The sequence below is a fragment of the Paraburkholderia phymatum genome (assembly GCF_038900715.1).
Lineage (GTDB): Bacteria > Pseudomonadota > Gammaproteobacteria > Burkholderiales > Burkholderiaceae > Paraburkholderia > Paraburkholderia phymatum_A.
Map to the genome: position 1 here is coordinate 1 of NZ_JAYMRZ010000053.1, position 13,777 is coordinate 13,777.

The window sequence follows — 13,777 nt, forward strand, 5'->3', positions numbered from 1 at the left end:
GCCCTGATCGACGAAGTGCTGCAGGCATACCCCGAAAAGATGGCCAAGCGCCGCGCCAAGCATCTGGGTTCCTTTGAACAGGGCAAGCTCGACTGTGGGGTGAAATCGAACATCAAATCGCTGCCCGCTGTAATGGTCGGGCGACGGCATACTAACTGAACTCGATAACACGCTTGCATCTATTGAAACAGTCCGATTCCGTTGCAATTGGCCGTTTGCTCAAGCGTATACGATCACCAACATCATTCGGGATTGGTTCGTGGCCAACATGGACGAAGCGGCGCGCAAGCAGGTGCGCATACGGCAGTAGTACCTGCCCGTGGAAGTCGGCTTCATGCCGCGCGGCTAACGTTCGAGCAGGCGTTGGTCAACTTCGCTTGAAGATGAAGAAGGACCATGCTGACGGGCAGGTGCGATGAAGTGCCATTGCAGCATTGCTCACGCTGCCGGCTTCAACCACCGTCACGAACGTACACAGTAGCGCGCTGTTGATATCCGCAATCATCAATTTCCCTCATGCACGCATAAAGATTTCCAGCTTATACCACGCATACACCTGCGGTTAGTATCCTCTCTTCACTCACGCGAGAAATATGGATGAGCGGGGAATTGAACGCAAACCAAGCCAAATACGCGTTGTCGAGAGCGTCCGTGTTGTTCTCGCACGCGATCGCGCCGATGTTCGCCGTCGCGTCGATGTGCAGCATTCAACTCGGCGCCGCACTATCGCTGTCCACGACGATAAGACACAGTACCATTAGCATAACTTGGTTGCGACTGTGCTTCGCAGCGGTAGTGCTCGCGGTCATCGCGCGACCGCCGCTGCACACGTATTCTCGCCAGCACTGGGGAGCCGCGGCCGCGCTTGGCAGTGCGGCCGCGTGTATGACGCTATGCTTCTTCGAGGCAGTGCGGCGTGTGCCGCTTGTGTTTGCAGTGGCAGTCAGCTTCCTTGGGCCGGTCGCGGTCGCGACATTCGGCGAGCGCAGACTCAGAAGGTTGATGTGGCCGGTGTTCGCAGTCGCTGGCGTGCTATTGCTAGCTCGGCAGGACGGCATGTGGGTGGTGAGCCCCATTGACTTGGTCTTCCCGATTGGATCGGCACTCGGCTGGGTCGTACACATCGTGTTAAAGAAGCGCGTCGGCATGCTGTTTGACGAGCTGGAAGGGCTTTCTGCGTCCCTGATCGCCGCTGCTGTCGTTACCGGACCATTCGGTATTCTGTTGAGCGGTGGCCATTTGCCTATGGGGCAACTCGTCAATGCCGCGTACATTGCAGTCTTGGTGCCGATCGTCCCCTACGTACTTAAACTAATCGCACTGCGTCGGATGAACGCATCCGCATTCGGTGTCGTGATGTGCACCGAGCCTGCGATCGCGGCGGCGATCGGCTGCCTCGTACTTGCACAGCCGATAGGCAGATCCCAGTTCATTGGAACGTTGTGCGTTGTTGGCGCATGCATCGGTGCAGTGGTAGGCGGTATCCGTGCTCACTCGCCTCCACGGAGTCGCGTGTGACTGCGAATCTCCCGATGGACGACCTGCGTGGCGAGCCGTACGTGCTTGCCATGGACGAACACCGAACTGGACGTGTTGCTGCAAAAGCGGCGCGACAACGCTGCAGCCGCGCCTTTCTTCAAGCAGGTGTCTCGCTCCAGTCCGCCCCCACAAGATCGTCATCGCAGCTACCTGCGGCCAACGCAGACGCTCCAACGTTTGCTCGCATCGGAGGATTGGACGGGCGTGAGAGCTTAGCTTGAGAATTAATATGAAATGCGTATTTTCTATGATAGATAAGCCCATATGCAAAGCTATCGCAAGGCACATCGGTGATGTTTATCGATGGGTAATTTCGGCCTTGTTAATCAATATTGCGAACTAACCTAATGATACAGAAGAAAATTTTTTTGATTTTTATACTTGCGCTTGGCGTATCAGTTCATACGTTGGCGGCAACGGTCGAAAGCTGCCCTTCTCCGGCCCGGATCAAGATGACAGCGGGCCTGTACTCGGCGCGAACCGGTGATAACGAAGATGAATGGCTGGGTATTGCGCCAGCAGGTGGCGGAGGTAATATCAGGCAATTTAACGCCGCCACGTTTTATCCAGCGCAAGATGATGACGTACCGCGAGGATCATTAGCCAAGTGCTCCTATGAACTTGACAAAGGTACGGTAGACTTACGATATAAACCTAATTCGCTTACGGAACCGGTTGTCGCGTTGGAGGGTAATACCGTGTGGCATCGGAAAGAAGGCCCGTTTGACGTTATCTACTATGAATGCACTGCCCCAACCGCTTCGGGTTGCAAATTCACCATCGTCCGAAGCCGGGGTGACGCCTTTCCTTCTGGAAAGGCGTCGTAGGAGACGAACCATCTCGGCGCTCTCACGTTCTTCCTTCCCAATTCGGCCGGTACGCCCAGTGTTAGGTGACGGGCGCATTGACGGAGATTTCCCAGGTCGCTCGACCGGTATCGGGCACCGAGGAGCGACTTGAGGACTTTGCAGCCCCATGCCGCCCCTGTTGTGCACAGTGTCGGCTGGCGGCGAGAGCTGGCGCTGGGACGCGTATGGGACGTGCTACGCTCGACGTTTCGGCTCAGGGCATGTGCTACCAATCTGGGACTGTGACCTCATGTCGTTTGCTCACTGGCGAACCGATGCTGGGGCCGTCGTCTCCAGTCTCAATGTCGTTGGCGGAAGTCAACCAATAGGAGTAGCAGAATTGGAAATGAAGAAGAATATTGGGCCCGTTGTGACTCGGCATGCCGTGACACTTGCACTAGCTATATGCCTCGTGGCAGGCTGCTCCCCCGGCATTGGAGCGCAGCAGGATGCGTTCGTGCCGCTTGTGCGTAGCATGGCGGACCGCCTTAACACCGCTGACCAGGTCGCTCTTAGCAAGTGGGACACTGATCAACCCGTCTACGACCGTCAGCGGGAAGCGCAAGTTATTACAAATGCGGCGACGATGGCGTCTGAGCACGGGCTAACTCCGGAGGATGCGATAAACATTTTCTCGGACCAGATTGAAGCCAACAAAGAAGTCCAGTACGCGCTGCTCAACAACTGGAGACGTCAAGGCAATGCTCCCGCAACGCCGCGCCAGAGCTTACCAAGTGTCATCCGACCAATTCTAGATAAGCTACAAGTCTCTATCATGGAGAATCTGCAGAGCGTGGCACCTCTGCGCAGCATTGCAGATTGCCATGCACAGGTTGCATCGGCAGTGGGGCAAGTAGCTCAACAAGCGTCGCTTGATGTCCTTCATCGCGCGGCGCTCGATCGTTCGGTCGCACGGGTATGTGTCAAATCTTGACTTTCCGACGAATCTGAAAACGCACAAACGCCCATTTGAATGGATACCCTATTCGAGTCGGCGCTGAATAAAACGTTTTGTCCGTTGTCGTCGTTAGACGACGGGCGTGTCTGATCGACAGGAACGAACAACGCGAGAAGGACGGAAGACGCAAAAAATCCGTAGCTTTCCCTCGGTCACCGCCCTTGGCTCTACCCACTCCGCAGCCGGTTTCCCGACCTTGTTCGTAGGCTTCTTCGCTACTACGGCGGAGTCTGACTCTCACGTCCGTACATCCTCGGCTTCGGCTCCTCATCTTCCCCGACGCGTACCTGACCAATACCGCTACAGCGCCAGGTCAGACGTGAGTTCTCCCTGTTCCTTTGCAAGGCGCTCGCGTGCATGCCAGGTTCTACGACCACGCCGGATCGGCAGGCACTCGCGATGTCGCGCCCGCTCGTATTGCTTTCCACCTACTGTGGAGCGCGTCGGCATCCGGGATAAAACGATTTCGTGGCTCCATGGCTGGCCTACACATTCCCCTGCCGACGCTTCGCCGACCTCCTCGCGGACGCCCACGCACGGCTCGGGGGCGATGTGGCTCGGATGCCTTCATAGTAGTGGACTCTCACCACCTACACCTCGGGTTCTCCACCCATAGCCGGACGATCCCTTCGTCAGACAGGTCGAACGCGTGCTGCAGATACAGCAGGCCCGCGATCAACCGGGGGGAAGTCGCGGGCCGCCGCCCCTTACGCGACACGAAGCTTTCGCTCATCGCCACGCCCAGTCGATCCCAGTTGACCAACTCGGCTAGGCGAACCAGCAGATGCTTCAAATTGATCTGCTTACGCAGCGGCTGCCGGTAAAAATCTCCCTCCGTCACAGGCGTCTTGGGACCCATCCGCACCTCATCAGGGTTCGCAGGATTTAGGCGTTAATATGCCAGGTCGCTGCAATTCCTACAATGCCATTTCAGCTGAATGTGCCCACCGCGCAAGGCTTTCCCGATTCAGCAAGCCGACCTACCCACCCCCGTGTCCAATCGAAGCTATGAAGGAAGCGTGCGATTCCACCGCTGCGCAGTTCAGGGCCCCTCGACGCGGTTAGCTTCTCTCGAATCCTCTGGTCAACTCCCAATCCGTTATACGGCGATCATATTCGAGTTGCTCCCACTGAGCCGCATGCACGTAATGATTGATGACAGTGTCGCCAAAAACCTCGCGTAGCCATGTCGAGTTTGACGCTGCAGTGATTGCTTCTCGCAATGTTTTGGGAATTTCAGGCAACTCGCCATCGAGATACGCGTCGCCGATCAGTGGACCCGGTAGTTCAAGTTTATGATCGATGCCCGCGAGGCCAGCCGCGATTAGTCCAGCGAAGGCGAGATATGGATTGAGATCCGCGCCTCCAATTCGACATTCGACCCGGACGGCATTAGAGCCTTCTCCGCAAACGCGAAAACCAGCAGTTCTGTTATCAGGACTCCACACTGTTCTCGTCGGGGCGAAGCTCCCTTTTTGAAATCGCTTATACGAGTTAACGTACGGTGCTAGAAACAGCGTAATGTCTCTTGAATACCTCAAAAGCCCCGCGAGATAATAACGCATAAGATCCGACATGCCATAAGGCGAACTCTTCTCAAAAAAAAGCGGCGTTCCCTCCAGTGTCCACAGGGACGAATGAATATGGCACGACGATCCCGCAAGCCCGTAGTTCCACTTCGCCATATACGTAATCGCTTTCTTCTGCTGCGAAGCAATCTCTTTGCTGCCGTGCTTGATGAGTGTATGTTGATCTGCCATCATCAAAGGGTCGGCATAATGTACGTTAATCTCTCCTTGACCAGCGCCCCATTCTCCTTTTGAGCATTCGATTGCAATTCCTGCTTCATGCAATCCATTCCTTATCGGGCGCATGACAGATTCTTGGCGCGTCGTCGACAAGATATGGTAATCATGACTGTATGTTCCACATGTCGTCAGGTCGCGGTATTTCTTTACCGACGTTTCCTCGTAGGTCTCATTGAACAGGTAGAACTCAAGCTCCGATGCGAAACAGGCACTCATTCCCCTCTCCGTCAGGCGGTTAAGCTGTTTCTGCAGGATCTGCCTCGGCGAATGCGCAACCGGCTGGCCGCTCTGATCTAGAACATCGCAAATTACCAATGCAGTTCCTTCCAGCCATGGAAGCCGCCGTAACGTCGAAAGATCAGGCTTTAGCACGAAATCGCCATACCCCGCTGCCCAACTGGCGCTGGCGTAGCCGGCGACCGGTTCCATCTCCATATCGTTGGCCAACAAGTAATTGCAGGCGTGCGTTTCCAGGTAGCCGCTTTTAACAAAAAAGTCGCCGTGAAATCGCTTCCCAATAAGACGACCTTGCATGTCAACCATGCAGACGAGCACAGTATCAATAACACCAGAAGCGACCGCCTGTTTCAATGCGTCAAATTTAAGACCCATGCTTCACATCCTTAGTAATTTTTCCGCGCAAATCAATTTCATCGAAATAGAAAATCGATCATCAAAAAATCTCAGCGAAGCGTATTAAAACCAGCCTTGTATATCTGGCTAATCCAATTTCCGAATAAGAGATGCGCATGACTGCGCCAGCAATTTTTGGGTCGCAGGGTTTCACAATCGTCTGGAAAATAATTCTTTGGTAAATTTGTGTGCCGACCGATTGATCGATCACGAAAATACTCATCCGCTAGAGTCTGTGAGTCGTACTCGATATGATTGAAGATGTGTAGTGAATGATGCTTCGGGTCATCAAGAAGGCACAGACCCGTCTCTGGCGATTCGATGAGTACGGATATACCACTGCTCGAAGGAATGTCCGTGCTTCTCATTTCTGTCCACCGAGAAACCGGAATACACAAATCATCGGAAAAACCCTGCAGATAAGGTGACGTGGACTCTAAGCTATGGTGTCTGAAAATGCCGAAAGCCTTCTCCGTCAGAGCGTACTTCGGCAAACCGTGAAAATGATGCAACGCCGCTTGCGCTGCCCAGCAAATGTTAAAGCAACTGCGAGCGTTGGTTTGTGTCCAGTTTAGAATTTCGATAAGTTCCTTCCAGTATGCGACTTGCTCGAACGGAATCGACTCAACCGGCGCGCCTGTAATGATGAAACCATCAAAGACCTGTTCCATTACGTCGATCCAATCTCTATAGAAGGTCGTCAGATGGCTCACCGGTGTATTTTTTGGCGAGTGACTGGTGATTTTTATAAGCGTAAGGTCGACCAGTATAGGTGTTGCGCCGAGCAGGCGTGCAATCTGAATCTCCGTCTCGATTTTGTTGGGCATGAGATTTAGTAAACCAACGTGCAAAGGCCGGTCGCGCGGGCGCAATATACTGTCGCCCTCCATCACTGTGATGCCTTCTGTCTGCAGCACAGTCCCAGCGGGCAATCCTTTCGGCACTTTAATAGGCATGGATCTACAGTCTCCCTTTCAATCTAGACGGCGCGCGGAATTGTAAATAGCACTCAGACAGAGGCATGCGGAATCCTGAGCGAGATTAAAGGAGCAAACCAAGTGCGATGCATGCGTACAGTGCACCTGTTATTTTTTCCAACAAGGATTTGTTCTTGAAGGCGATGCTCGCTCGATGCGCAATAAACATATAAGTACTATAGACCGCAACCGAGATGATGGTCGCGGCAACACCCATCGAAACTGCTTGAGTGGAGTACGAGCCATACGGGTTGATAAAGCTCGGATATGTAAGCAGTGTGGCTATCCACCCTTTAGGGTTGGCCAAAGAGACTACGAGTGAATCGGCAAACATCTGTTTCGAGTTCCAATTCGTCGTTTCTTCATCGCTTGAAGTCGAATTTCCACAGAAAGTAATAATGGCTAGATATACAAGATATATCGCACCCATCCACCGTAAATATTTCAACACCCATTGGTTATCGCGGATAAAAAAGCCCACGCCCGATAACACGACTGCCGCATGAATTGCCGCACCGATTCCGAATCCGACGGCTCCTGGAATTGCAATTTTTAATCCGTGTTTAAGAGTTTGCGCGACCGCAAACGCGACGTTCGGTCCCGGCAAAACTACTGCAGCAGTAAACGCGAGGAGAAACAAAGCGAACAAATGAAAATCCATTGACACCGCCAATTCTGTTTAAATATTGCCGAATGGAAGGAACAGCGGCCTGAGGATCTGACCTCGATCGCTATTTTTTGCATCGCTGCGCCATGTAGGCGTCGCAGGCGCGCCCGAATGCTTCGAAAATATTTTGGCTCGCGTTATCCCTAGTAGCGTGCCATTCAGGATGCCACTGAAGCCCGAGTTGAAATGTTGGTGAATTTCTATATGAAAGCGCCTCTACAATATCATCATCTGCGACTGCTTCCACTTGAATACCTTTTCCCAGCGTGGCAATGCCTTGCTTATGCAGCGAATTAACTTGTAGCTCCCCGTTCTTGACAACCGACGACAGCAATCCACCGGGAGCGATTTTCACGGAGTGAACAGGTAGATACTGCTCGTCGCGAGGCAGGTTTGCGTTTTCTGAATGCGTGATTCCCTTGTGTGACGACGACAAATCTTCGTGCAGCGTGCCGTTTCTATAAACGTTCATCTCCTGCAAGCCACGGCAGATCCCCAATACGGGCATCTGAAGCTCTCCGGCTACCGTCAATGCGACCCACGACAACCGGTCTCGCGGACGATCGATCTCGCCGGGGACAACATCGTCTTCGGTGCGCGCCCATACGCGCTCGTTCATGCACAAGATATCGGGATCGAGATCGGATTCGTCGCCCGTCAGCACAAGCCCGTCGAGACGGCGCATCGCTTCACGAAATGTGCGAATAGTCGCCTCCGATGGACGATCTCCGTCTATCGTCGGTAAAATGACGCACTCGACCGAAGCGTACTCCGTCAGCGCCTCGATATAGCGCCGCCGTAACCAGTCGCGATGGACTCCGTCGCAAAGGTGGCGATTTGCGGTAACCCCAACAACGGCGCAACCCATAGGACGATGCTTATCCATCGTTACGCTCGCTCCTCGCCCGGCAGGCGCTCAAGCTGAGCCTCGTACAGCCGCCGGTTCCGCTCAAGCAGTTGACTGATGACACTTGGCTGCCCATTGGGGCCGCGAGCGAAGAGTCCTCCCCATGAATCGGCAATCTCGGCATATTGCGGATCGCGTAGCCTGATCTTTTGTGCCCGCTTCAGGTGCCAGAAGGGGATGCCCGGCGAGAGGTGATGTTCCAGATGATATTCATCAAGGTTGGCGCCGAACAGCAGCCGCTCGATCAGGTTGCCTTTGCGATTGCGTGTCAGATAGACATCGTCGGTTTCGGTCTCGCACATTGGAGAATGTTCCGCAAGTTCGATGAACCAGCCCAATGCCTGAAAGGTCGTCAGATAAGGAACCAGCCAGAACAACACGAGCATATCAACTGATTTCGCCTGAATGAAGCCGAGAATAACGACCAGCCAGAACAGTGCGAATCCGTAAGTATCGATGGCAGATCCCAGCCTATCGATGTCCTTCTGACCTTCGCGTGAAATGAGAAACCGGTTGTTCCATAGATATTTTAGGTAGCGTAACGTCGCACCGCCCAGCATCGCCTTCCAGATAACGGAAAACGCGTATTTGCGTGGATGGCGGACGTCATATACGCCCGACGATATGAAGAACTTCAGGTCAGGATCTTTCTCCGGGTCGCCGAGATGAGGATGATGCAGATGAACATGAGAGTAGCGATATGCCCAATGACGCTGAAGAAGAGGATATGCTGCAAAAACAATTCCGAGAAAATAGTTCCAGCGGGTGTTTTTTGCGAGTGTCCGATGTGCTGCGTCATGGGCGATCGTCGTCAGCCCACGTTGTTGCGCGCCGATTATTAGCACTGCGATAGGGTACAGCCACCACGTAATTCGTACAGTCGCGTAAGCACACGCCAGAATGACCAGATAGTCCTTCAGAATATAAAGTGCGCCAGTGATGTTATCAGGCTTCAATTCAGACAACTCACGGGTAATGTCGCGCGAGAAGCGAGAGGTCCTGAATCGTTTGCCTCGCAGTTGCCACGCTTCACAAATTTCCATGATTAAATCTCCCTCCGTGAAAGATCGATGTCAGACGGCGTCCAGTCCTTGTTGAATATCCGCGACGATATCGTCTACGTTCTCGATGCCGACACACAGGCGGATGGACCCATCGAAAATACCGGCGGCCTCACGCTGCTCTTTTGGAACAGTCGTGTGAGTTGTCGAGACTGGATGTGTGACCAATGTTCGCGCATCACCCACGTTTGATACGTGGTACATGAGCTCGATGTTGGTGATGAATCTGCGTCCGGCTGCTTCATCGGCCAGTTCGAACATGATGATTGCGCCATAACCGACACGCGCGTCAATCAACTCGTCAACAAGCTCGCGTTCGTATCCACAGGTTAGCGATGGATATGACACACGCTTGACCTTCGGATGCTTTATCAAGAACCCGGCAACGGCCAACGCATTCTCACAATGCCGTTGCATGCGAAGATGAAGTGTCTCGAGCCCTTGAATCAACTGAAAACTGGAGAACGGACTAATCGCGGCACCGGTGTCACGGAGCCACGTCATCCGCGCCTTCAGCAAATAGGGACTTGCGCCAAGATCGCCAAGTTTAAGAACAGCCTCTTTCCAGAGGATGCCGCCATGCGCTTCGTCCGGTTCGTTAAACAACGGGAATCGGACTGTATCATCGAACGCGAAGCGCCCGTTATCAACGATCAATCCGCCAAGCGTCGTCCCGTGGCCGCATAGATACTTCGTCGCGGAATATGTGGAGATGCTCGCGCCCAAAGAGGCGGGACGGCAGAGCAAAGGAGTTGTGGTATTGTCAACGATGATAGGAACCCCATGCCGTTTTCCAATCTCCGCGAGCGCCGGGATAGGCAAAGGGACAAGACACGGGTTCGAAAACGCCTCTCCGAATATTGCAATGGTTCTGTCATCGGTCAGCAATTCGAAAGACGATATATTCTTTGGATCTGCGCATCGCGCCTCGATACCCAACCGTTTAAATGTATTGAAGAGGAGATTCCACGAATTTCCATACAAATACTTCGATGCAACTACGTTATCGCCTGGCTTTCCGCTGCACAGGTTGGCGATGGCAAGAAATGTTGCGGCCTGTCCAGAAGCTACCGCAAGAGAGTCGCTTGCACTCTCCACTGCGGCAAATCGCTTTTCGAGAATACGCGTCGTGGGGTTGATGATCCTGCTATACGTAAACCCATCTTCCTTGGCGTTGTAAATTCCGGCAATCTTTTCCAGATCACCTTCAAGCTCATAGGCTGTTGATTGGTAAATCGGCACCGAAACAGCCTTTGTCACCGGATCATGGCGATAGCTAGCATAAAGAAGTGCTGTTTCTCTGGACATCTGTTCACTGGCATTGCTTCTCGACATATCACAAGACCTTTTCCAAAACTCGTTTTTTTGACGCCGGCAAGTGTTTTCTAATGTCTCGATTGGCATCGAAGAAATCCTGAAACGCGATTTCCAACAGGCGAATCCACATCGGATCGATGCATCCCATACAACCAATCCTGAAACTGCGGGTCTGAGAATGCAACTTTGTATAGATGTAGAGGTTGTAGTCCACCAGATGGGCGTACAGCGCGTCGAGGTCTTTTTGGGTACGAATGACATTAGGTGCGGTAAGGGCAAGGCATACCGGCGACCGTATACTCGCGTTTAAAAGAGGAGAGGCGTACGGCGCGGTTGCGCCGATGATCGCGTCACGTACAGAGCGGTAACGCTCACCGCGGCGAAAGACGCCCTCGATGGTCAGTCGCTCAAGTGCTTTGGCGCAAGCCTGGATGACATGTGTTGGAGGAGTGGAGCGCCATTCACCGGATTTCTCAAAACTATTCCATTGGTCTCGAACATCCAGCACGAAAGAATTCATATGTTTAACGTTGCTATTAAGCAACTCCAATGAAGCGATTACAAACGACACACCCGGTGGACCTTCAATGCATTTATTGCTAGAAGTGACAAGGACGTCAAATTGCACCTGCTTGGCGTTAATCTCCACCGCACCGAAGGAACTCATTGCATCTATGATCGTTCTTACGCCGCGCTTCTTTGCTAGTTCTACTATCGGTCCGATCGGATTAATGACGCCTGTGGTGGTTTCGCAATGCACGAAGCACAAATGCGTTATCGTGGGATTCCTTCTCAGATATTCAGCAATTTGGGATGTTGAAAGTGGCTCATCACAGGGAGCAGTCATGCTGACAACATGTACACCACGGAGTTGCAGCATTTTTAGAATCCGCTCACCGTAAATTCCATTGATGCAGACGAGAGGCCGATCGGAAGGCGCAACAAAGGAAGCCAACGCGGCTTCGATGCCGTAGGATCCACCGCCTTGCATCGGGATCACCGAGTAGGCGTCTTTACCGTCAACTAAATCAACTATTATATTTCTTACCTGATCCGTTATCGTCTTGAAACACCCGTCACGCGAGCCGACGTCATATTGCATCTGCGCCCTGACCTCATCGCTCAACGTCAATGGCCCCGGCGTCAGCAAGAAATGATGCTTTACAGTCATGTATAACACTCCGCGATCGAAGATGATTATGTGAAGGCGTGAACGGTATATTCAGGCATTCTTAAGTGCATGCCACGTGACACATATTCCACCGCATTTGTTACCGTATTGGCCGTGTCTCAGCCTTCACGAGACCGTTTGATTTATCGATACGCCACCTTCCACGCCTTACCCCAGCCAGATACATATTCGGTGCGTTCGCTTCTACGCTGAGTTACGGTCATCGTCGACTCTGTTCATTGCGGGTCCTTCAAAAGTCATGTCATTCGCGCGAAGATCAGTGTTCCGCCATGCGGGGCGAAATGCAATTTGAGCCAACGACATGCGATGAACTCATCCGAACCAAACCAAACTACTTATCATCAGTTGCCGCAAACGGCGCGCCGACGAAACGCGCACAGAACCCGCAAGCGCCGCCATCACCTACCATCTTGACCCGCCCCATATCCGTTGTTGCTCATCTTGCCACAGCGAGACATGTTGTTAACATGAATATTTCTGATGCAGTTCTAACGATTTTTAATAGCCACACTCATTATCAATCATTGATGGAGTAGTTACCGTTACACAAAAATTACATACGATTCCAAATATGAAACCAACCTTAATCCGATTTCTTTATCCACATGATGACGCACACATTGAGTGAATTTTCCCGGCGCAAAACTCATGCACAACTGGACTCGGTTTTTGCATTGAAATGCATATTTCTATAGGACTACTTGACAGATGAATTTTTCTCTAACGTGTTGCATGCTCACTCCCTCATTTTTCGCTCGTGGTCGAATTGATGGTAGAGAGTGTGACCATTGACGACTTCGGAAGATGTCGGGAGCTGGTAGCGTGTCCGCGGTGAAGCAGTCGCCGAGTATCTGTTTCACCGGGCCGGGAACAGCCGTCAACTAAGAAAGCGGCGCATCCCGCGGATTGCGAGACCTCAAGCGCGAGCTTGCTTTACTTACAAACGTTGACAGTACTTCTCGCTCAACGGGCACCTGCTGCGCGTTTCGCTCTATTGCAAGAAGTTCGGTCAACGCTTTGCCACATCGCATTTGCTCATTAAGCGAGCGAGGATCCGTCGACCGATTTCTGTTCCATTACCACTTACTCTGACGTCCGCCTGAATACCGCAAGGCAATATCAAAGTAGTTGTGACATTGACTAAGCAGAAGCGAGCGTCATATCAGTCCGTCTTCCCCGTCACGCGCCGGGCTTCTACAGTGACGGGGAGCACGGTATCAGGTGCCATTTCGGGCAGCTCCAGCTGCCAGCCATTGGCCAGCGTAATGATCCCACCCCATATATGTGCGCGCGCAACAGAAACGATCGGCTCCTCAACATCTTTCTTCGGGACGTAAGCGGTCAATGCTCCTCGTCTATCCCTCCGGATCGTCACTTTCACGTCTGAAGCTCCTCAGTCTGTGTGGCAAACTTATGCTGCATGCCCCATGGTCTTCGAGTAACAAGGAGAGCGGACGTCGAAGCTCTCGGGCACGTGTGCCGTGCCACGCAGCAACTCATCGACAGTCATGGACCTAGCTAGCCTTCATCGGATAACAGCCATGTTGATGCAAGCGCGATTTCTTCGTCAGTGCAACCGGCAATCCCCGTCGAACCCGACGATTTCTCCGAGCGATCCGGCCGTCACGAGACACTCACCTTCGCTCCGGTCGGGATATCCGCCATAGTTGTGGAGGTCGTCCAGAGCAGCGACGTATATTCGCCACCGATACGCCGGCAGGGAGTGAAATGCGAGCGACGAGCCCTTGGCCCGCTCGCCCAGACAGGCGAGCACGTCTTCGGGAAGATGGTCGAGCGTGCACAGTTCCTTCGCCCGCATGCCGACCTTGCGGTCTGTTTCAACGAAATGAACCGCGTAGATGTAAAACCG

Annotated in this window: 12 protein-coding genes and 1 pseudogene; 3 read left to right on the plus strand and 10 right to left on the minus strand. The window is 52.9% G+C overall.

The genetic code is table 11. From position 1 onward, the window contains the following. The first annotated feature begins 597 nt into the window (after nucleotides 1-597). The 3 genes from VSR68_RS42020 (at nucleotide 598) to VSR68_RS42030 (ending at nucleotide 3,321) form a co-directional block, all read left to right on the plus strand. The gene (locus tag VSR68_RS42020; RefSeq protein WP_342937803.1) at nucleotides 598-1,518 is read left to right on the plus strand and encodes an EamA family transporter; all 921 of its coding nucleotides are present in this window, start codon (nucleotides 598-600) and stop codon (nucleotides 1,516-1,518) included. Between the two features lie 368 nt (nucleotides 1,519-1,886). Continuing rightward, nucleotides 1,887-2,366, plus strand: a complete 480-nt coding sequence (locus VSR68_RS42025; protein ID WP_342945313.1) for a DUF3757 domain-containing protein — start codon at nucleotides 1,887-1,889, stop codon at nucleotides 2,364-2,366. A 367-nt stretch (nucleotides 2,367-2,733) separates the two neighbouring features. Beyond that, nucleotides 2,734-3,321: a chorismate mutase gene (locus tag VSR68_RS42030; protein WP_342945314.1), complete on the plus strand. Its 588-nt coding sequence runs from the start codon at nucleotides 2,734-2,736 to the stop codon at nucleotides 3,319-3,321. Nucleotides 3,322-3,943: 622 nt separating this feature from the next. Here VSR68_RS42030 and VSR68_RS42035 read toward each other — a convergent pair. The 10 genes and pseudogenes from VSR68_RS42035 to VSR68_RS42080 all read right to left on the minus strand — a co-directional run. After that, a pseudogene (locus tag VSR68_RS42035) lies at nucleotides 3,944-4,204 on the minus strand (IS5/IS1182 family transposase); the annotation flags it as partial. Between the two features lie 202 nt (nucleotides 4,205-4,406). Beyond that, nucleotides 4,407-5,765 carry a glutamine synthetase family protein gene (locus VSR68_RS42040; RefSeq protein ID WP_342937719.1) on the minus strand — a complete coding sequence of 453 codons (1,359 nt, stop codon included), beginning with the start codon at nucleotides 5,763-5,765 and terminating at the stop codon, nucleotides 4,407-4,409. 71 nt (nucleotides 5,766-5,836) lie between these two features. Next, nucleotides 5,837-6,742 (minus strand): homoserine O-succinyltransferase, encoded by a 906-nt coding sequence (locus tag VSR68_RS42045; RefSeq protein ID WP_342945315.1) that lies wholly within the window; start codon nucleotides 6,740-6,742, stop codon nucleotides 5,837-5,839. Between the two features lie 85 nt (nucleotides 6,743-6,827). Beyond that, complete coding sequence (locus tag VSR68_RS42050) at nucleotides 6,828-7,424, minus strand: LysE family translocator (RefSeq protein ID WP_342937721.1); 597 nt, start codon at nucleotides 7,422-7,424, stop codon at nucleotides 6,828-6,830. Nucleotides 7,425-7,494: 70 nt separating this feature from the next. Next, nucleotides 7,495-8,316 carry a gamma-glutamyl-gamma-aminobutyrate hydrolase family protein gene (locus VSR68_RS42055; protein ID WP_342937722.1) on the minus strand — a complete coding sequence of 274 codons (822 nt, stop codon included), beginning with the start codon at nucleotides 8,314-8,316 and terminating at the stop codon, nucleotides 7,495-7,497. A gap of 2 nt (nucleotides 8,317-8,318) precedes the next feature. Then, a complete protein-coding gene (locus VSR68_RS42060; RefSeq protein WP_342945316.1) occupies nucleotides 8,319-9,380 on the minus strand; it encodes a fatty acid desaturase family protein in 1,062 nt (353 codons plus the stop codon). A gap of 30 nt (nucleotides 9,381-9,410) precedes the next feature. Then, entirely contained in the window at nucleotides 9,411-10,802 is a 1,392-nt protein-coding gene (locus tag VSR68_RS42065; RefSeq protein WP_342937724.1) for an O-acetylhomoserine aminocarboxypropyltransferase/cysteine synthase family protein, read from the minus strand. Further along, nucleotides 10,735-11,886: a 2-aminoethylphosphonate--pyruvate transaminase gene (locus tag VSR68_RS42070; protein WP_342945317.1), complete on the minus strand. Its 1,152-nt coding sequence runs from the start codon at nucleotides 11,884-11,886 to the stop codon at nucleotides 10,735-10,737. The genes VSR68_RS42065 and VSR68_RS42070 overlap by 68 nt, the downstream gene beginning before the upstream one ends. A gap of 1,183 nt (nucleotides 11,887-13,069) precedes the next feature. Then, nucleotides 13,070-13,288, minus strand: coding sequence for a putative nitrogen fixation protein NifT (nifT, locus tag VSR68_RS42075; protein WP_342945318.1), 219 nt, complete (start codon nucleotides 13,286-13,288; stop codon nucleotides 13,070-13,072). Nucleotides 13,289-13,474: 186 nt separating this feature from the next. Further along, on the minus strand, nucleotides 13,475-13,777 hold a 303-nt coding region (locus tag VSR68_RS42080), incomplete at its 5' end, for a nitrogen fixation protein NifZ (protein WP_342945319.1).

What these genes read in the sequence shown, in the direction of transcription:
- VSR68_RS42020 (WP_342937803.1), top strand. Translation starts at nt 598, where the DNA reads ATGAGCGGGGAATTGAACGCAAACCAAGCCAAATACGCGTTGTCGAGA.
- VSR68_RS42025 (WP_342945313.1), top strand. Translation starts at nt 1,887, where the DNA reads ATGATACAGAAGAAAATTTTTTTGATTTTTATACTTGCGCTTGGCGTA.
- VSR68_RS42030 (WP_342945314.1), top strand. Translation starts at nt 2,734, where the DNA reads ATGAAGAAGAATATTGGGCCCGTTGTGACTCGGCATGCCGTGACACTT.
- VSR68_RS42040 (WP_342937719.1), bottom strand. Translation starts at nt 5,765, where the DNA reads ATGGGTCTTAAATTTGACGCATTGAAACAGGCGGTCGCTTCTGGTGTT.
- VSR68_RS42045 (WP_342945315.1), bottom strand. Translation starts at nt 6,742, where the DNA reads ATGCCTATTAAAGTGCCGAAAGGATTGCCCGCTGGGACTGTGCTGCAG.
- VSR68_RS42050 (WP_342937721.1), bottom strand. Translation starts at nt 7,424, where the DNA reads ATGGATTTTCATTTGTTCGCTTTGTTTCTCCTCGCGTTTACTGCTGCA.
- VSR68_RS42055 (WP_342937722.1), bottom strand. Translation starts at nt 8,316, where the DNA reads ATGGATAAGCATCGTCCTATGGGTTGCGCCGTTGTTGGGGTTACCGCA.
- VSR68_RS42060 (WP_342945316.1), bottom strand. Translation starts at nt 9,380, where the DNA reads ATGGAAATTTGTGAAGCGTGGCAACTGCGAGGCAAACGATTCAGGACC.
- VSR68_RS42065 (WP_342937724.1), bottom strand. Translation starts at nt 10,802, where the DNA reads ATGCCAATCGAGACATTAGAAAACACTTGCCGGCGTCAAAAAAACGAG.
- VSR68_RS42070 (WP_342945317.1), bottom strand. Translation starts at nt 11,886, where the DNA reads ATGACTGTAAAGCATCATTTCTTGCTGACGCCGGGGCCATTGACGTTG.